The 19659-nt window shown below is 63.4% G+C and carries 13 protein-coding genes; 10 read left to right on the top strand and 3 right to left on the bottom strand.

The window, feature by feature from the left end; translation table 11 throughout:
* The first annotated feature begins 645 nt into the window (after positions 1-645).
* The 6 genes from D8I30_RS11075 to D8I30_RS11055 all read left to right on the top strand — a co-directional run bounded on the left by D8I30_RS11075 (position 646) and on the right by D8I30_RS11055 (position 8211).
* Positions 646-4278 (top strand): hydantoinase B/oxoprolinase family protein, encoded by a 3633-nt coding sequence (locus D8I30_RS11075; RefSeq protein WP_121482798.1) that lies wholly within the window; start codon positions 646-648, stop codon positions 4276-4278.
* A gap of 43 nt (positions 4279-4321) precedes the next feature.
* Entirely contained in the window at positions 4322-5068 is a 747-nt protein-coding gene (locus D8I30_RS11070) for a DUF969 domain-containing protein (protein WP_121482797.1), read from the top strand.
* Positions 5065-6030 (top strand): DUF979 domain-containing protein, encoded by a 966-nt coding sequence (locus D8I30_RS11065; RefSeq protein ID WP_121482796.1) that lies wholly within the window; start codon positions 5065-5067, stop codon positions 6028-6030. Before D8I30_RS11070 ends, D8I30_RS11065 begins: the two co-directional genes overlap by 4 nt.
* 1 nt (position 6031) lies before the next feature.
* Positions 6032-7042 (top strand): DUF2891 domain-containing protein, encoded by a 1011-nt coding sequence (locus D8I30_RS11060; protein WP_121482795.1) that lies wholly within the window; start codon positions 6032-6034, stop codon positions 7040-7042.
* Between the two features lie 855 nt (positions 7043-7897).
* Positions 7898-8029: a hypothetical protein gene (locus D8I30_RS14970; protein ID WP_276118626.1), complete on the top strand. Its 132-nt coding sequence runs from the start codon at positions 7898-7900 to the stop codon at positions 8027-8029.
* Entirely contained in the window at positions 8026-8211 is a 186-nt protein-coding gene (locus tag D8I30_RS11055) for a hypothetical protein (protein WP_121482794.1), read from the top strand. The genes D8I30_RS14970 and D8I30_RS11055 overlap by 4 nt, the downstream gene beginning before the upstream one ends.
* Before the next feature lie 609 nt (positions 8212-8820).
* On the opposite strand, the gene D8I30_RS14820 is transcribed toward D8I30_RS11055, so the two are convergent.
* Positions 8821-10515: a hypothetical protein gene (locus D8I30_RS14820; protein ID WP_240387219.1), complete on the bottom strand. Its 1695-nt coding sequence runs from the start codon at positions 10513-10515 to the stop codon at positions 8821-8823.
* Between the two features lie 33 nt (positions 10516-10548).
* Here D8I30_RS14820 and D8I30_RS11045 point away from each other — a divergent pair, with 33 nt between their 5' ends.
* The 4 genes from D8I30_RS11045 (at position 10549) to D8I30_RS14475 (ending at position 17001) form a co-directional block, all read left to right on the top strand.
* Positions 10549-11988 (top strand): HamA C-terminal domain-containing protein, encoded by a 1440-nt coding sequence (locus tag D8I30_RS11045; RefSeq protein ID WP_205570703.1) that lies wholly within the window; start codon positions 10549-10551, stop codon positions 11986-11988.
* Positions 11985-14669, top strand: coding sequence for a DEAD/DEAH box helicase (locus D8I30_RS11040; protein ID WP_121482792.1), 2685 nt, complete (start codon positions 11985-11987; stop codon positions 14667-14669). The genes D8I30_RS11045 and D8I30_RS11040 overlap by 4 nt, the downstream gene beginning before the upstream one ends.
* A 746-nt stretch (positions 14670-15415) precedes the next feature.
* Entirely contained in the window at positions 15416-16102 is a 687-nt protein-coding gene (locus tag D8I30_RS11030; RefSeq protein WP_121482790.1) for a hypothetical protein, read from the top strand.
* Positions 16099-17001 (top strand): hypothetical protein, encoded by a 903-nt coding sequence (locus D8I30_RS14475; RefSeq protein WP_162938882.1) that lies wholly within the window; start codon positions 16099-16101, stop codon positions 16999-17001. The genes D8I30_RS11030 and D8I30_RS14475 overlap by 4 nt, the downstream gene beginning before the upstream one ends.
* 859 nt (positions 17002-17860) lie before the next feature.
* Here D8I30_RS14475 and D8I30_RS11025 read toward each other — a convergent pair.
* Together D8I30_RS11025 and D8I30_RS11020 are read right to left on the bottom strand one after the other, a co-directional pair.
* Positions 17861-18760, bottom strand: coding sequence for a GIY-YIG nuclease family protein (locus D8I30_RS11025; RefSeq protein WP_121482789.1), 900 nt, complete (start codon positions 18758-18760; stop codon positions 17861-17863).
* A gap of 96 nt (positions 18761-18856) precedes the next feature.
* Positions 18857-19630 carry a hypothetical protein gene (locus D8I30_RS11020; RefSeq protein ID WP_121482788.1) on the bottom strand — a complete coding sequence of 258 codons (774 nt, stop codon included), beginning with the start codon at positions 19628-19630 and terminating at the stop codon, positions 18857-18859.
* Positions 19631-19659 lie beyond the last annotated feature (29 nt).

The following is a 19659-nucleotide window of genomic DNA, read 5'->3' as shown; positions in this document are numbered from 1 at the left end:
TGGATGGCCGGCAGGGCCACGCCCTGCGCTGATCCGTCGATGAAGGTCAGGCTGGAGCCCAGGACCGTGGCGATCAAAACCCAACGCTTGCGAGCGGGGGTGACAGCGCTCCGCTAAGAGCCTGACGCTAGGCCATATGTCCCCCGACAGCATCAATGCCTATCAGGGGGCCTCACAGCCCAAACTGATGCTGCTGACCGACTGCACGAAAGCGGTCGGCAGCCCGACGCTTGCTATGCTCATCGCCGATGTGGCGACTGTGCCCCAGAAGCAGACATGTGCAGGCTGCCGCACTCCCGACATTTGGCAGATAGAGGCTCAGGTCAGCTCTGAACCGCGCTGCCACAACGACCGCGGCCGTACCGACCGTCGTCGCCGAGAGGGGTTGCGGTCCCCTCTAGAGCGCCAGGCGCCGTAAAATCAGCGACTTAGTCGCGCCTCGACCTCGGGTGCACGTGAATCTGCAACGTCGTGAACAGCCCTGAAATCGTTTTAACTGGAGATCGCCACGAGGGCCTGGACGGTCCGAATCCGCATTCTCGCAGCGAGCACAATCGTGACTCCAAAACGGCGGACATCTGCGCGATCCTCCCTCCGGCGATGGATGAGCCTGCCGCCCAGGCGCGTTCGCTTCGGAACAGATTGATGGGCAAGATGAACGTGAACTGGCGTTTCTGGATCGACCGCGGCGGCACCTTCACCGACATCGTCGCCCGCGCGCCCGACGGCGCCCTGAAGACCGGCAAACTGCTGTCGGTCAATCCCGAGCAATACGCCGACGCCGCCGTCGAGGGCATCCGTCGCATTCTCAAGGCCGCCCCAGGGCCGCTGGCGGCGGGCCTGGTCGACGAGGTCCGCATGGGCACCACGGTGGCGACCAACGCCCTCTTGGAGCGCAAGGGCGAGCCGACCGTGCTGGCGATCACGGCGGGCTTCGGCGACGCCCTGAGGATCGGGTGGCAGGCGCGGCCCGAACTGTTCGTGCGCCACATCGTGCTCAACGATCAACTCTATAACCGCGTGGTCGAGATCGATGAGCGGGTCATGGCCGACGGCGCCATCGACCGGCCTCTGGACGCCGCCAGGGCGCGCGCCGATCTGGCCGCCGCCCATGCCGCGGGCTTCCGCGCCGTCGCCATCGTCCTGGTCCACGGCTGGCGCTTCACCGCCCATGAGCGCCGACTGGCCGAGATCGCCCGCGAGGTCGGCTTCCAGCAGGTGTCGCTCAGCCATGAGGTCGGGGCCCTTATCAAGCTGATCGGGCGCGGCGACACCACGGTGGCGGACTCCTATCTGTCGCCCATCCTGCGCGCCTATGTGGACAAGGTCGGGGCCGACCTCGGCGCGGCGACGCCCCTGCAGTTCATGCAGTCGTCGGGCGGGCTGACGGCGGCCGACGCCTTCCGGGGCAAGGATGCCATCCTGTCGGGGCCGGCGGGCGGGGTGGTCGCCATGGCCGAGACCGCCAGGGCCGCAGGGTTCGATCGCGTCATCGGCTTCGACATGGGCGGCACCTCGACCGATGTGTCCCACTTCGCGGGGGACTATGAGCGCACGTCCGACGCCGTGGTGGCGGGGGTGCGGCTGCGCGCGCCCATGCTGAGCATCCACACTGTGGCGGCGGGCGGCGGCTCCATCTGCCGGTTCGACGGCGGACGACTGCGGGTCGGGCCTGAGTCCGCCGGGGCCTCGCCGGGACCGACGGCCTATCGGCGCGGCGGGCCGCTGACGGTGACCGACTGCAACGTCATGCTGGGCAAGCTGAGCCCCGACTTCTTCCCTGCCGTCTTCGGCCCCCACGCCGATGAGCCTCTGGACGCCGACGCCGTGCGGATGAAGTTCGAGGCGATGGCCGTCGAGGTGACCGCCGCCGCAGGCCGGGCCGTCACGCCGGGCGAACTGGCCGAGGGCTTCGTGACCATCGCCGTGCAGAACATGGCCGAGGCGATCCGCTCCATCTCCATCCAGCGCGGCTATGACGTCACCAAATACGTGCTGAACTGCTTCGGCGGGGCGGGCGGGCAGCACGCCTGTCTGGTGGCCGATGCGCTCGGCATGACGAAGGTGCTGCTGCATCCGTTCGCCGGCGTCCTGTCGGCCTACGGCATGGGCCTGGCCGAGGTGCGGACCATCCGCCAGACAACCGTCGCCCTGCCTCTCGACCCCGCCGCAGACACCGACCTGGCCGACCGTATCGCCGAGCTGACTCAAACGGCGCGCGCCGATCTGGAGGCGCAAGGCTTCGCCCCCGACGCCGTCGCGACCGTCGCCCGCGCCGAGATCAAGTTCGCCGGATCCGACACCACCCTGACCGTGCCGTTCGGCCTCGCCGCCGACATGGCCGCCGCCTTCGAGGCGACGCACCGTCGCCGCTTCGGCTTCTTCGCCGAGGACAAGGCCCTGGTCGTCGAGACCCTGGAGGCCGAGGCTGTCGGCCGGTCGGATCAGGCATTGGATGCGGGCCAGGCCATCGCCGTCGAAGCTCCCGCGCCCCAAGCCGCCGCCGCCCTGACCGTTCGCATGGCGGGCGTGGATCACGACGCGCCTGTCTATCGCCGCGAAGCGTTGAAACCCGGCGCCCATGTCGACGGCCCGGCCATTCTGCTCGAGGACACCGGCACCACCGTCGTCGAGCCGGGCTGGCGCGCCTCGGTCGACGCGGCGACCAATCTGTTGCTGGAGCGGGTCGTCCCCCTGCCCGCCCGCACCGCTATCGGCACGGACGTCGATCCGATCATGCTGGAGGTGTTCAACAGCCGCTTCATGGCCTGCGCCGAACAGATGGGCGAGGCGCTGCGCGCCACGGCCTATTCAGTGAACATCAAGGAGCGGTTGGACTTCTCCTGCGCTGTCTTCGACGTGGACGGCGCCCTGATCGCCAATGCGCCGCATATTCCGGTGCACCTGGGCTCGATGGGCGAAAGCATCCGCACGGTCATCGCCTCGCGAGGCAATGACCGCGACGGCCGGGGCATGAAGGCGGGCGACGTCTATATGCTGAACGCCCCCTACAACGGCGGCACCCACCTGCCGGACATCACCGTCATCATGCCGGTTTTTCTGGAGGACGACGCCGCCCCGGCCTTCTTCGTCGCGGCGCGTGGCCACCATGCAGACGTGGGCGGGATCACGCCAGGCTCCATGCCCGCGACCTCGCGCAGCGTGGACGACGAAGGGGTATTGATCGACGACTTCCTGCTGGTGGACGCCGGAAGGCTGCGCGAAGCGGAGACGCGCACCCTCTTCGCCTCCGGACCCTGGCCGTCGCGCAACGTCGACCAGAACATTTCCGACCTGAAGGCCCAGGTGGCCGCCTGCACCCGCGGCGCCCAGGAGCTTATCCGCATGACCGGCGAGTTCGGCCGCGAGGTGGTCACGGCCTACATGGGTCACGTCCAGGACAACGCCGAGGAGGCCGTCCGCCGCGCCATAGCCGCTTTGAAGCCCGGCGCCTTCGTCTATGAGATGGACGGCGGCGCGGTCATCCGCGTCCGCATCGACGTGGACGCCGGGGCCCGCAGCGCGGTCGTCGACTTCACCGGGACCAGCGATCAGCTGCCGACCAACTTCAACGCGCCGCTATCAATCGCGCGGGCGGCGACCCTTTATGTCTTCCGCACACTGGTGGACGACGCCATTCCGCTGAACGAGGGCTGCCTGAAGCCGATCGAACTGATCGTGCCGGAAGGGTCGATGTTGAACCCCCGCTATCCGGCCGCTGTCGTGGCGGGCAACGTCGAGACCAGTCAGGCCGTGGTGGATGCGCTCTACGGCGCGCTGGGCGTCCTCGCCTCCAGCCAGGGGACGATGAACAACTTCACCTTCGGCGACGAGACGCGTCAGTATTACGAGACCATCGCCGGCGGTTCGGGCGCCGGACCCGACTTCGACGGGGCCGCCGCTGTCCAGACCCATATGACCAACAGCCGGCTGACCGACCCGGAGGTTCTGGAGACCCGCTTCCCGGTCCTTCTGGAGGAATTCTCCATCCGGCACGGCTCCGGCGGCGAGGGCCGTCATCGCGGGGGCGACGGGGCGGTACGCCGGGTGCGCTTCCTGGAGCCGATGAGCGCGGCCATCCTGTCCAATCACCGCCGCGTGCCGCCTTTCGGCGTGGACGGCGGCGAACCGGGCGCGCTCGGGGTGAACCGGGTCGAGCGGGCCGACGGCCGCGTCGAAGCCCTGGGCGCCACCGCCGAGGTCGCCATGACGCCGGGCGACGTCTTCGTTATCGAGACGCCCGGCGGCGGCGGCTTCGGCGCGAAAGACCCTTCCTGAGACGGCCATTCCGCGCAAACATTCGTCCAGGGAGGGACGAACCATGCTGGTGCTGCTGGGGATATTGATCGTGGTCGCGGGCTTCGTCGCCCGGATCAATCCGCTGGTCGTCATCCTGGTCGCGGCGATCGCCACCGGGGTGCTGGCGGCGGTTGGGCCGGGCGTCGACGCCAGGGGCCTGATGACGGCGGGGATCGACACGATTTCGCGCTTCGGCCAGGCCTTCAACGACAACCGCTACTTCCACATCACCTGGCTGGTCCTGCCGGTGATCGGCCTGCTGGAAAGGGCGGGCCTGCAGGAACGGGCGCGCGACCTGGTGACCAGGGTCAAGGCGGCGACGGCCGGGCGGCTGATGCTGATCTACCTGCTGGTGCGGCAGTCGACCTCGGCCCTGGGTCTGACCTCGCTTGGCGGCCATCCGCAGATGGTGCGCCCCCTCATCGCCCCCATGGCCGAAGGCGCGGCCGAGAGCGAGTTCGGCCCTCTGACCGACAAGGCCCGCTTCCGCATCCGCGGCATGGCGGCCGGCACGGACAACGTCGGCCTGTTCTTCGGCGAGGACATCTTCATAGCCATCGGCTCCATCGTCCTGATCGTCGGCTTTCTGGAGCAGGCGGGCATCCGCGTCGAGGCGCTGCACGTCTCCCTGTGGGCCATCCCCACGGCCATGGTCGCCTTCCTGGTTCACGGCGCGCGCCTGTTGATGTTCGACCGGCAGGTGAAAAAGGACATGGCCGTCCCTGACGCCGCGGACGAAACTGAGCCGAAGGCGGGCATGGGCCGATGATCACGCTCGAGCACGCCTATGTCGCGACCGGGTTGATGTTCGCGGCCTTCTCCATCCTCAGCCTGCGCGATCCGCTAAACCCGACGCGGTTCCGCAGCGCCCTGTTCTGGGGGCTGATAGCCCTGTCGATGCTGTTCGGCAGTTGGCTCGGCGGCTTCGGCAACGGGCTACTGGTCATCGCCCTGGTCGTCATCGGCGCGACGGGCAAGCTCGGCGTCGGCAAGCCCGCCACCACCACGTCCGACCAACGCCAGGCGAGCGCCGCCCGCTGGCGTAACGCCCTGTTCGTGCCGGCGCTTCTGGTTCCGCTGGTCGCGGTCGGCGGGACCCTGCTGGCCAAGCATACGCTCGCCGGCGCCTGGCTGATCTCACCGGTGCAGACGACCCTGATCTCCCTGGGGCTGGGCTGCGTCATCGCCCTGGTCGCCGCCATGGCCTGGTTCCGTCCGCCGGTCATGGCGCCGGTCCAGGAAGGGCGACGGCTGATGGACTCCATCGGCTGGGCGGCGCTTCTGCCGCAGATGCTGGCCTCGCTGGGCGCGGTCTTCCTGGCCGCCGACGTGGGCGAGGTGGTGGGCGACCTGATCGCGCGGGTCATCCCCATGACCTCGGCCTTCATGGCGGTTTTCGCCTATTGCGCGGGCATGGCGCTGTTCACCGTCATCATGGGCAACGCCTTCGCCGCCTTCCCCGTCATGACCGCCGCCATCGGCCTGCCCATCGTGGTTCATCAGTTCGGCGGCGACCCGGCCATCGTCTGCGCCATCGGCATGTTGGCCGGCTTCTGCGGGACGCTGATGACGCCCATGGCGGCCAACTTCAACGTGGTCCCGGCGAACCTGCTGGAACTGCCCGATCGCAACTCGCCTTTGAACGGGGTCATCCGCGCCCAGATTCCGACGGCGGCGATCATGCTCCTGGCCAATATGCTGCTGATGTACTTCCTCGCCTTCCGGTTCTGACATGACCCAGACCCTCGACGCCGCCCTCGCCTCCCGCTTCGCCGCCACGGCGCTGGGCCATGTGACGCGGGAATATCCCAACCACATCATGCATGTGCTGACCGGGCCGCAGGACGCGCGCACGCCGCGCGACATGCACCCGATCTTCTTCGGCAGTTTCGACTGGCATTCCTGCGTCCACGGTTGGTGGACCCTGTTCACCCTCTATCGCCTGCATCCCGGCATGGCTGAGGCGCCTGCGATCCGCGTCCTGGCCGACGACCTGTTCACGGCCGAAAAGGTCATGGGCGAGGCCGCCTATCTGGCGCGACCCGAGGCGCGCGGCTTCGAGCGCCCTTACGGCTGGGCCTGGCTCTTGATGCTGGCGGCGGAGGTGGAGCGGCATGACACCGACGAAGGCCGTCGCTGGGCTGAGATCCTTCGCCCGTTGGCCGGGATCTTCGCCGACAGGTTCAAGGCCTTCCTGCCGCTGGCCGACTATCCCGTGCGGACGGGGACCCACTACAACACCGCCTTCGCCCTGCGGCTGACGCTGGACTACGCCGACGTCCATGACCCGGACCTGGCCGCTCTGTGCCGCGACGCCGCCCGACGCTGGCACGCTGAGGACCGCGATTGTCAGGCGTGGGAGCCATCGCAGGACGAGTTCCTGTCGCCGGCTCTGATGGAGGCTGTGCTGATGCGGCGCGTGCTGTCACCCGACGATTTCGCCGCCTGGTTCGACGCCTTCCTGCCCGCCCTGTCCGAAGGACGGCCCGCAAGTCTGCTGACGCCCGCCCGCGTCAGCGACCGCGCCGACGGCAAGATCGCGCATCTCGACGGTTTGAACCTGAGCCGAGGCTGGTGCTGGCGCGAAATCATCGCGGCGTTTCCCGTCGGCGACGCGCGCCGCGCGATCGGCGCCCGGGCGGCGGCGGCCCACCTGGACGCCGCCCTCACCCACGTCACGGGCGACTATATGGGCGAGCATTGGCTGGCCAGCTTCGCCCTTCTGGCCTTGCTGGAACCCTGAACGGAGGCGTCAGGCAGCCCTGCCCGGTCATCAGCGGAGGCCGTCCCTGTCCATAAATGCCGTCAGGCGGAAATGGGCGAATTTTAGTGAGTTTTTCTCTTTAAAATCAGCAGCTTGATTAATGCTGCCATCCGCCTCGCCACTGGCGCGACGGCATGGAGCAGAGTCCGCGAAGGCAACCGCCGCGATGCCGTCAGAAATGACGGCATCACAAAAGCGAGACCCTCCGAAAGGCTTCGAAGGGTCTCGTCAGAATTCACTTTTACGTCAGTGACTTATCGGCGCTTTCTCAAGCGATATCGAAATCTCCCGAAAGGCCAGGATCACTCCCACTCGATTACACAAAACCAATTTACTGATTTGTTTTAGCGTAGTTTTTTCATTGTTGGCCCGCCATTGCCGATCCGGAAACCGACAAAATTTGAGCATATTGAAAACACTTAGAAAAAGGGCTGATGTAAAAAACGCGTTATCGAGACATCTTTCGAGACGTATTGACAACGACAAACTCACCGTTTGCCATCGACTTTTGCAAGGCGCGTCAAGAGATACATAATACCACGCGACGCTTTACTTAAAAACAAGGCCCCTACAGCTGTACACCGGCGTCGCGGCACCAGCGCCTTGTCCGACGCCGCCTCGGTATCCGCGCCCCCAGCGGCCATCAGGCTCGCCCGGGTCGTATCCTGCGGCGGTCAGCTTTTCATGGACGATGCGGATGCTCATCGCGATCTCCAGTTCAGGTTGTGGGGACTCGCCCTCTCTAGCGAGCTGGGATAACAACGACTCTTGAAAGCCCTGCCGCTGCGCCCTTCCTCCGGCGCACCTGCCGGGCGGCAAGCCAAGCGAGGGCTCATGTCGAAGAAGTGGGGGCGCAGGCGAGGCGCATGGTGGCGACGACTGCTGACGCTGGAAAACGCGCTGATCGGGCTGGCGACCGCGATCCTCGCGCTGCTGGCCGTCATGGTAGAGGTCGGCGCTCCGTGATCTGGCCCTGGTGGGTTCAGGCCATGCTGGGCGCCGCCGGCCTCAGCTGGTGCCTCGACACCTGGGCCAAGCTGCGCACCCGCCCACCCTGGGCCCCAGGCCTGATCCCGGTCACGGCCGGACTGACGATCGTCAGCCTGGCGCTGATCTCTGTCGGTCTTTGGCGCTGGGCGACCGGCTGAACCCGCTCTCGTTCTTTGCCGCAGCCCTTTTCATAACCGAGAGAGCGCCGGCCCTTAAGGGAACAGAAAGCGCCGCTCTGAACTCCATGAACGCATTCTCGTAGGCGAGGAAGGTTCTCGCCAATGGCGCTTGCGCAGGCCGCCGCCAACGAAGCGGTCCGCGGTCACGAACGCAAGCTACGCCATCGCGAAGCGAGCGCTCTGACTCGGGCCGCCCGCCTCGCCGAACTGGAACATCGGGGAACCTCGAGATTGGCTCTCTGAGGAACACTCTCCCCTTCCTGTTGATGCTGCCCAGAGTTGAGACCATGCCTGGCGCGAGCTCAGCGCCAGGCATGGCCTTCCTATGCGCCTGGGAAAGGCAGAAGGCGAACCTCTGGCCTTGCCTCACCCAGGCAAAGGCCGTCCTTTCGTGTCAGTAATCCCCAAAGCGACATCCCATTCGTTGACCTCAGCCCGTTCAGTTCCGGCTGAAAGTATCAACGTGAAGCCACCACCGGGTGGAAACTCAACCGCATGAACCGTGTGGCCGGCCTCCTCCACGGCGAGCATTCCCCTTTTTAGGCTGGCCCTTGAAAACGTCGCCCGCGTCCGGCTTCCTCCGCTCATCTAGGCCGCCTCCCAGACCCGGTTCAGGACCTGGGCCGCCAGCGCCGCCTTGTCCTGCGGGAGAAAGCGACCGTAGTGGTCGGCGACCGTGGCCGGCGTGTCCTGGATAGCGTAGCTGGCCTGCTCATACGAACCAGTCAGCTTCAGCACGTGGGTCGCCAGGACATCCCTCACATTGTGCGGCCCGTGGGGAAGCAGACCCCGGATCGCCCCCCTCCCCGTGTAAGGGTTGTAGATCCCATAGCGCTGGATCACCTGGCGCCAGGCGCTGTAGAAGGTTTGCTGATTGTAGGCGGCGTCGCGGCTCGAGGTCTTCACAGTCTTGACGAAGAAGGTGCCTGGATCGCGCGAGCCGTTCAGCAAGGCCGGTCGATGGCGCCCCACATAGGCGTCGATCCACCGATACAATCCGCCGAGGTCTGGCAACAGAAGCCGGAACGGGCGTTTGGAGAAGTAGGCTGAGCCGGAGTTCTTGAAGGCTACGCAGGGAATGAAAACCTCCCAGCCGCCTTCCCTCTCGCTCCAGCGCAGCTCGCCGCACCGCCGGACCTCCAGTTCCCTCTCCGGCGTCGGCGGACTGCCCCGGGGACGCAGCAGCAGTTGTCGCAGGTTCTTCTGCCGGACGCCGAGGTGCAGACCCAACCGCAACATCAGGAAGGACCTGACCGCCTCCGCGGCGGCCCGTGGATAGCGCCTCTCTTCGGGCATGCGGCGCAGAATCTCCTCCGTGATCTTGCGATATTCGCCGACTGGGCTCGCGGCTTCGAGAATGGGCAGGATGGGCTCGAAGGGGTCCCGGTGAACCCGTGCGACCCGCTCGATCTCCTTGGATCTGGCCAGGGCATGGCGATGCACCCGCTCGCAGGCGCCGGACCAATCCCCACAGATCCGGTCGATGTCCGCCTGCCCGACAACGCCGGGAATGGGTCGGATCCGCTCCGCCAGCCACGGGCTCTGCCGGAGCCACCCTGTCTGGCTGCGCGAGAAGGCTGCGCCGAGCAGCAGCATCTCGCTCTCCCAGCCGGTGAAGAAGCCCCGGCGTCGTTCGCGCCACTGGACGTACCAATCCCAGACTGAAGGCAGAACGAGCAGCGCAAAGGTCAGGTCCTGTCGGGGCACGCCCAACCCGCTCACTTCGTCGTCAGGCGGGGCGGCCAGGGCGCCGAACAGCAGAGCCAGATGCTCCTCGCGCTGTGCCGCTGTTTCCGCTCCCCATACGCCGGAGCGCTGATAGCCGATATCCGTCAGAGTCGCCGACTTGAACCGCAGGAGCGCGTCCATCTCGGCCCGAAGGTGCGCCGGGGCCGCCAGTTCGGCGGGTCCGGTTCCGTCAAAGCGGAGCGCGAACCGATGCTTCGACACGGTCGAATGATAGCGATGATAGGCCGTGCCGCCGGACAGAATGGTCGAGCGCACCCAGGTCAGGATTTCCTCCTGCTCTTCGGCTGATCGCTCATCGAAGTCATCCGGCAGGTGCCAGGCGAGACGTCGGGATTCAGCGTACTGAATCTCTGGGGGAACAAGTCCTGAGAGAGCGCGTCGTCGCTGCAACCGCGACCGAAGATAGCCGGGCTCAAGGCGATAGCGATGCTCGATAATATCGAGGACCTTCAGGCTGGCGGGCGTCTGCGGGACCTTCAGCCCCCGCCGCCAGGCCGCGAGGGTCGTCCGGTCCGTCAGCCCGCCGGCCGACACGATGGCTCGGTGCAGGCGATGAGAGTTCTCCCCATGCCGGCGGATCTGGAGATCCAGCGCGGCGTGGAAGTCCCGGGGGTCATCATGAACCTCCCACAAGGCAGCGGGATGGATGACGACAGGCAGCGGCGGGCGACCTCTCCTTCTCTGAATGGGTTCGCCAACCGGCGGGGAAACGACAAGCTTCGAACTGCGCACAAAAACTCCACTGGAAACATCGCCTTACAGGCGACGGGTGGAGAGACGAATGCAGAGCCCCCAGACCCTAAATGCTCGCGCAGAATTTTGCGGATCTATCGCCTCACTTCAGCAGCAAGGGCTACGCGCAAGCAGAACAATTTTCACCGAATCACGATCGCTGAATACTATTCGGAGAAACCTAAAGGGACGGGCCCCGTGGCTGAAACGTCGTCGGCAGATATTGCGGCCGCCATCGAAGCGTTGAAGAACCCCTGCGATCTGGACGCCATACTAGCGTGCGCGGCGTCCCACACCGACGACAGTTCGTTGACGCCGCGCACGGGGTTGCTTCACCCTCGCTTTCGCGAGGATGTCCCGCTCATCGACGATCTGGCGCGCATTCTTGCGGATCAGTGCGTTTTTTACGCCCTACCGCGTCGCAAGCGCCTAGAGCTTCACGAGCAGATCAAGGCGGACATTTCCAAGATTGCGCGCACCATGGCGATCGTGCGCGACGTCTTTGTCGACTTCAATGCCAAGCATCCGTCCCGGGCAAGCGAAGTCGGAGAGGTGCTGGCTTACTGCATCGCTCAGACCCGCCTGTCGGCGGCTCAGATGGCGTCGAAAATGGCGCTCAAAACTTCGACCAATATGCCGGTTCATGGTTTGGACGGCGTCCATGCCAAGTTCGAAAATAACGTACTTACGGTCTATTTCTTGGAAGCGAAGCTGGCGTCAAGTGCCCGTATCGGGGCGCTGCGCTACGCCAAATCAGCTGCCGAGTTTTCAGCGAACAAGAAGCAGTATAATCGCGAATATCAATTGGTCGGCGATCTCGGGCATTTCGACTCTCTCGAGGGTCCCGCCCGGCAAGCTGCCCTCGATTATTTTGATATTTGGAACAACCCGACCGCGCTGCCTCTGCGCGAGCGTTACGTCGGCGTGATTTGTCACTCCGAACCAAAGCACTTCGCTGATCAGCTGACGATCGACGACGAAGCGATCGACATTCACGAGCACCACTTCAATAAGCTCTACGCCGCCGACCTCGATGGCCATCGCACCTATGCAAACAAGGTCATCACGAAAGCTGGCGGCAACCCAGCCAAATCCATTCTCTATTTCGTGGCTGTGCCGGACATCGATGAGTTGAGGAAGGCGTTTTACAACGCCATCGGTCTCCCGATCCCACCCGGCCCATGGGACGACGAGGATGACCTAGACGACGATGACGTCGGGGACGACGTCGCTGATACTCCAAGCCCTGATGATATGCAGGACGGGGCGTCATGAGTTTCACCGAGGACCTTGCCGAACGACTGCTGTCCAACAAACAGTTCGGCCGCGACTACGATGCCCTGCAAGCCGAGGCGGCGCGATCGACGCTACCGGAGAATCTGTCTCTGGAGGCGAAGCCGCTCGACACAGACGCAGTCCACAGGCTCCTCTACTGCGCCAGCGTCTTCCTCCAGACTGAGAGCGAACCGTTGCGCGCCCTCGCCCAGTCGATCGCGCTGGGAAGCTTGTTGACCAACCGCGAAGACGTGGCGGCTGAAAACGCGCTGCGCCTTCTCACTGACTTGGGCAATTTCCCGGCCTTGGCCTACGCCGAGATGCGCCATGATGAGGACGGCGTTGGACTGGGCCAAAGTCTGCGCGCTGCGCTTTCGCGAGACCTGAATGCGTTCGACGTCGGCGATGAGCGACTGGCTCTGACCGACTTTCAGAAGCGGGCATGGGACCGGCTGCAGATCGCGCGTGCTCTGGCAATCTCGGCGCCGACTTCCGCCGGCAAGTCCTTTCTGGTGATCGAGCATCTGTGCCGCCTAGCGGAGCAGGCGACCGCATTCACAGCCGTCTACGTCGCCCCCACACGGGCACTGCTTTCTGAGGTCTACGCCAAGGTGCAAAAGCGCCTGCAGGGCCGCGATGTTTGGGTCTCGACGGTTCCATCGCCCGGCGAGGATCGCTCGCCGCGCCAGATCTTCGTGCTAACCCAAGAGAGGCTTCAGGTGCTTCTCGCGGTCGCAGACCCTGACTTCGACCTTATCGTTGTCGACGAGGCGCAGAACATCTCGGACGGCGCGCGTGGGATGATCCTGCAGGAGTGTCTGGACCAGATACTAGTGCGCAATCCCAAAGCCCGGCTGATCATGTTGGCGCCCGGGGCTGCGGGCTTTCTCGAGCTTGGCCGGTCGTTCGGCGCGCCGGACCTGGAGCCAGCCCTTTCCCGGCTGCCCTCGGTCATTCAAAACAGGATTTTGGTCAGCCCGGGGCGCGTCCCCAAGACGTTGACGTTACGCCTGATGACCGAGACTGGATCGGTCAAGCTGGGTACGCTGACGGCGGATCGTGGGTTCCAGCACCCAGACAGCCGCCTAGCGGCTGTCGCACTCGAACTGGGTCGACACGGAGGGTCGTTGGTCTATGCGACAGGGCCCAAAGACGCCGCAAACGTCGCTCGTCTTCTCTATATAGGCTGTTCGGACAAGGCCGAAGCGCCGCTCGAGGCGCTGTCGAAGTTTATCATCAAGCACATCCATCCTGAGTATGCTCTAGCCACGCTGGTTCGAAGGGGCGTCGCCTTCCACTACGGCAAGATGCCCACCCTGCTTCGCGAGGCCATCGAGGGGGCCTTCAAAACCGGCGACCTTCAGTTCCTCGCCTGCACGACGACTTTGTTCCAAGGCGTCAACCTGCCTGCCCGCAACGTGTTCATTCATACGTCTACGCGCGGCAGAGGCACTGAGCTCAATCCCGCGGAGCTGTGGAACTTCGCTGGGCGAGCGGGCCGCATGAACTCCGATGTCGTCGGCAATGTCTTTCTCGTCGACTACGAGAATTGGCCTGAGCAACCGATGGATAAGTTCGTCGGATACAAAATCGAGCCCGCGTTCCGCAAAACGGTAGAAACCCAGAGACCCGCCATCCTCGAGGCCTTGGCCGGCGACATGCCGCCGGTGTCCAAGCGCGACGAGACCCCCACCAAAGTTCGTGCAGCCGCTGGCCTGCTCGTTTCGCGCGCAGCCCGCGGCGACGTCAGAAGTTTCCTGGAGCGGACTCTGCCTTCCAGCCCCTTGGCAGAACGTGAGGCTCTCGCGAAATTCGCGGAAAAGGCACACGCGGACATCGACCTGCCTGCGTCGCTTCTGGCGACAAACTGGACCGTCGATCCGTTCGGCCTTCAACGGCTGTTCAAGTATCTCGTCGACCAGATCGCCGACGGCAACGCCGATGCGATGATTCCACAGAACCCTCTCATCGATCCCCTGAAAGCGCGTGAGCGCTACGAGAATCTGTTCGGACGCATCGAAACGCGGGTCAATCTCGGCGCCTTTGGTAAGCTGCATAAGAAGGCCGCGTTGCCAGCTGTGAGGTGGATGGAGGGCAAGCCCTATCCCGTCATTCTGTCCAGCGAGGTGGTGAGCGCCAAGCGGCGGTACGCCAAGGAGATGAGGGCCTATGAAGAGCTGAAGAAGGCCGAGCCGCTCACACGCAAACAGCCGCCTCGCCCGATCAACGTCAACAACGTCATCCATGACACGTTCGACCTAATCGAAGATGTCATCCGCTTTCGCTACGTCCAGCTCGGCAAAGCCTATTACGACGTTCTGGTCCTGGCGCTGCGGAAGAGCGAACTGGATCATCGCATCCCCGAGATTTTCAATTTCGCCCTGGCCCTTGAGCTGGGCGTCTCCACTCGTTCGGGCTGGTCGTTCATGGAGTTGGGACTATCGAGGATCGCGGCAACGGCTCTGGAACCCCACTTCCCCGACTCAGACATGACCGCCGCCAAGGCGCGCCATTGGCTTCAGACCGAAGACATGACGGAGTTCCGCCTAGGGCCGATCGTGCTGGCCGAGTTGATACGGCTGGGTCTCGCCTCGCCGCTGACCTTGGCAGGCGCGGCCCATGACGGCCTCTCGGATGACGATCTTCCAGCCCCTCTGTCCTGGACCGAGATCGACGAATAAAAGCGCTGCGTCGCCCACCCTAAGTCTCAGGTCGTCAGCCAGCGGCTAGCGACCAATCAATCCATGACCGGGCGCTTAAACGCAGACCTTGCCGAAGTCTGCTTTGAGCCAAAAGCCGCAGACTGCTACCGAGCCCGCCCTACCCCGCTCGCAACTTGTAGAAACGGACTACAAGCTTCGAACCGCCCACAAAAACTCCACTGGAAACATCGCCTTGCAGGCGACCGGTGGAGAGACTATTGCGCAGGCCTCAGCCCCTAAATGCTCACGCGAAACTGTCGGCTCGCCGTTTCAGCGGAGGCTACGCCGCTTGACAGTGAAGAACGCGTCGTCGACAGCCAGCCTCGCTCCCGCAAAGGTCTCCGCGAGCGGCTCCAGGTGAACGAGATCGCGTCGTTCGCCGAAGACTCGAGTAAGAGACGCGAGGACCTCGGCAGCCTCCGGGCTCCCCGTTTGGTCGGTCCAAGCGAGAGCCTCAGTCAAATTCTAGGGCGAGACCCTCGAACAGACCCTCATCGGTGATCACCTCGATCTCGATATGGGTCTGACGGGACACGCGCTGGATGACGGCGGCCGCGACTCGAGCGGCCCGGAAGGGTCTCAAGCTGGACCTTGCCGCACCCGAGACAACATCTGGCGTGGCGACGGCTGCCTATTCGCTGATCGGAAGGCCCCGTCTACACTCTGGAACGCTCTGCCGCTTGTGCAAAATCGGCATCCGTTTATGGAGGGCGTCAGGAGGCGACATGACTTCAACCAATAACGCGCTCGACCTGGATGCCTTCGACCAGCAGGTCATTGCACTCGCAGATGCCCGGATCGCAGAGGGTGCTCCCGCACTCATCAATGCTCTTGGCGTTCGGCTGGGACCGGATCTCGGCAAGATGAAGCTGCAGACGGGGCAGTCCTTCCAAGCCTACATTAAGTCACGCCCTGCTTTGGCGAATCGCTACGACATCGTTTTGGTGAAGGAGAATACGCCGGGGCTCTGGCCCAAAGGCCGTGAATATGAGCCCGTTCCGACGGCCTTCGGTCAAACCCCTCGTCGGTCGAGAGCGCCCCGATATCTTCACTGGCTCTGGGCCGCATTCGCGGAATCGTCCGACGGTCGCCCGCGCTACTTCGATCCCGAGCAGCGGCAGATTCACCTTGAGGACACGCCCCAGCCAACTTGGGTGGAGATTCCGGCGTACTTAATTCGCTCGGGAGATGAGCCGCTTACGGTACCGGAGATTCACCGACGCATTGAGGAATGGTTCCGCCTCACGGGGTTGGAATCGTCTAGCTTCCTCGATCTAGCTGCTCCCGTAACGACTGCGAAGTCCGGACGGACAGTGCTGGACCTGTTGATCAGCAGTTTGACCGTTAAACAAATGCAAGGCGTGACGCTTCCGCTCGATGTCGTCGCTGAGCTCTCCAAACGCCACGCGTGAGTTTCCCACTGGTCATTATCGCGGGCGCAGACCAAGATCTGTTCAATGCCTTGAGCGCGACCTCGGCGGACCGGTTCGCGCCCAACGGTGCCCGCATCATAAAGCCGACCCATAACGGGCTCAGCCGGGAGCACGCCGAGGCTCTGCTTACTGCGGCTCGCGCCGAGCTCAAGGCGCTCAGGGAAACGCAGCCGGTCAACATCATTGTCCTCGCGGTGTCCGAGGCGAACACAGACGACGCGGAGTTTCGGCGCGCCTTCTTCCCGTTCGCCTACTATCAGCGTATCAATGCTCCAGACCTGTCAAACGCCCGCTCGGTCAACGCTCGCAACCGTCTTCGCAACGCGCTGGTCGGCACCTTGCGAACGACGGTTCTGGAGGCCCGCAAGCGTGCCGATCTCGTTAAAAAGTCAGTGTATCGAGCGAACCCAGGGCCTCTCGTGCTGCCCCTGCGAAATTTCCAGAGCCGGCATTTAGCGACCCTGCTAGAAACCGTGTTCGACCGCCTTCCCACTGCGCGGGATCCGGAAGCGCTCCTGGCCCAGGCGGAGCTTGAGTTTCTCCGTCACGAGCCCTGGATCACCCCACCAGGTTCATCGCGTCGCTGCCTCAGCGATCGTCGGCACTATTTCAACAGCCCCGGGCGGCATCGCCACGGCTACTATCAGAATGTCAAAGACAGCGATCATGGCCTGACCTGCCTGCTCAACGCGCGAGCCCGGCTCGGTGGTGCCCTAGTTCATGACTTTCACTTCGACTGTGCGCCGGTGAAAAAACTCGATCGGCGCTACAACGACTGCCATGGCGATGAACATCCGCCAAAGGAAGGCTATGTGAATATTGCGCCCGGCGACGGGATCATCGGTAGTCCGAAAAAAGATACGCCGGCGACATCCTGATGTCGCCGGCGTCTATCTCCTTGCCTTCCTCATCAACGGGATGCCGGCCATCTCGGCGGCTCTTCCCTCGTAGCCTTGGGATCGTAACGACCATTGTGAAGGCGCTTGGCCAGCGGAGTTCACAATCTAGGCGCTACGAACGCGCCGGGTTTGAACGCAAGGATCCAATCCCGACTTCGAATGGCTTTCCGGATAAATCCAGTCCGCCCTACGTGTGAGTGCATCGACAATCAGTGAAACTGATAACGACGCCGAAAAAATCGTGGCAGGCTCTCCATAACGTCTGCGTGCCCATAATCTACGAACTCCCTCCGCCTGAGGCAAGTACGATAAGCGTGCAATCGCCCTCCCAGTATCTCCGTGCGGCGAGCTCACAGTACCTTCCGGAACAGTTCCTGGCGCGTTTCACGAGTTCAAGGCTGTTGAGAGGGGGAAGCATTGAGAGTTTGGGCACCAGTCAAGCTCCCGAAGGTGAAGCGCTGCTTGGTGCCAGCGCGAGTTCAGGAGTTTCAGCCGAACCGTACGAACTACCTCAGAGAGTCGCGACCGGCATCTAATTCAAACCGAGGCCAGAGGTCTAAAAGCAGTCAGCTCTAGCTTCAACAACGCAACTTGTAGAGGAACCTGCAGAGTATGGCGCCGCTAGGAAAAAATGTAATAAAAACAATGAATCTGTTCTAACCAGCCGTTCACAACTGCTCGCCATCGAGATGCGCGCCGTGGCGGATACGGTGGCGCGAAGCCGGGCTGGCCAGCGCAGAGCCTGATGGGCATCGTTGTTGAGATCACCTCAGATTTTATCCTGCCACCGGGCACGACCTCTCGTCGCCGTCGTTGGCACATCACTCCTTTGAAGCTCCTACAGTTGCTCAGCTTCCCATTGCTTGTACGTCTTGCCTTCAGGTGTCTTCCACGCGGCGGGCCCCTGCGTCTGTCGCCCATAAACAATAGCGGCAGCGGCGCTTGCCGAGTTAAAAGCGCAACTTTCAGTGAATATACAGTGCTTTCCTGAAGGTTGGAGGATACGGGATTGAATTAACTGCTCATGCAGTTTTGCATATCCACTAGTTGACCTTTCTTTCCCCATCCAAACGAGTCGAGCTTGAGATCCGGCCTGAACCACGAACTCCCCGTCGATCAGGAAAGCTTCAGCCTTTAGATTGTGCTTTTGCGTGTTGATTAGAAACTTTTGAGGGTCGCTTGGCAGCACCTTATCCAGATTATTACCATTCTTCTGGATCGTGGGCCTTGCATGCTGGACGAACATGTCAAGCCTGACGGCAGGCAGAACCAGAAACACGAACTCCAGGAAGGCTTCCATGTTGGCGGCCCCTGACTCAGACAGTCCAGGCTTGGGCGGCGCATTGCCATTCTCGAGCGACATTGCCCCGACCTTCAGGGCTTCTTCCACTAGCCGCGCTTCGAGGTATTTAGCGTGCGCTTTGTTGAGACTGTTATCGCTAGACGTCACAAGAAATGCGCTTGTCCACCAATCTTTTTTGGCGCCGTGTATCTTGATACGATTGGCGACGTTCTCGGCTTCGCCAATATACGCGAAAAGCTTTCCATTCTTCTCGCCGACAAGAATGTAAACGCCCGTGAGTCTTGACGACGGTCGCTCGAGCGCTTCTTTCAAACGCGCCCGCGGCGTGACAAGCACATGCCCAGCCCAGTTGAACACACCAGCGGTTACGATACCTTCCGGTCTACCGTCAACGAAGAATAATTCGAGCGAACGTCCCTTTTTGCCGATCGACATTCAGACCTCATACTTCCAGATTTCCATTTGGCGCGTTGATAATCGGATTACTTCGGTCTTCCGACCACCGACTACCCCACAACTCGCCGCTTGCCATCAGTCGGCAGACGGACGCCCAAGACCGAAGAAGGCCCGCTCCACATCCACCGCGCGCCAGGCCTGCTGCTCTCCATTCCAGTCCGTCCAGGGCCGACCGGCGGCATCCAGGCCCTGCGCCGTCGATGAGCATAGCTCCGCCCAACCGACATAGGCCTGCGCCTTTTCCGTCATGCGGTGTTGGCCGACAGTCGGGACATGAAGCGCGATCAACCGCTGATCCGTCGACGCTTTCAGCCGTAGGGAAATCACCTCGTCATAGACGCACTCGGTGGCAGGAGCGATGAATGCAAGCAGCTTGGAGGCAAAGGCGAGGCCGTGATGTTTGAGACGCATCGCTCTGGCGATCGCATCGGCGCGCCTCGCCTGAGCCAGATCGACAGCAATGCTTCTGACCGCTTCGACGATCACCGCACCATCGTCGGCGCTTCGTTTCCCCAGGCCTGCGATATGCTTTGCACGGGCTAGCGCACGCGCCGTGGTGAAACGCCCGCCCCGTCCCTGCGCGAAGCCCCAGAAGGTGACCGAAGCCACCCCCAGCAGGACGTCGCTGTCATGATCAGAGTGAAGCAGCTGGCCGTGGTACCGGTCCAGGGCCGCCGACGAAAAGTGCTCGAATCGGGGAGCATCAGCGGGCTCCGGCCCGCTGATGACGACCGGTATGCCCCAAAGGACAGCGTCGACACGCGCCCCTGAATCCGCACGTCGCAAACAGAAGGGCGCATAAGCGTAGGCGTTGCGCGCCTCAACCAGGGCCTTGTAGTCGTCCAGCATTTCATACACCCTCTGACTGTTCCGGCTTC

It is taken from the genome of Brevundimonas naejangsanensis (assembly GCF_003627995.1).
Lineage (GTDB): Bacteria > Pseudomonadota > Alphaproteobacteria > Caulobacterales > Caulobacteraceae > Brevundimonas > Brevundimonas naejangsanensis_B.
The sequence above is the reverse complement of the archived record's forward strand: the minus strand, read 5'-3'. Positions and strand labels throughout refer to the sequence as shown.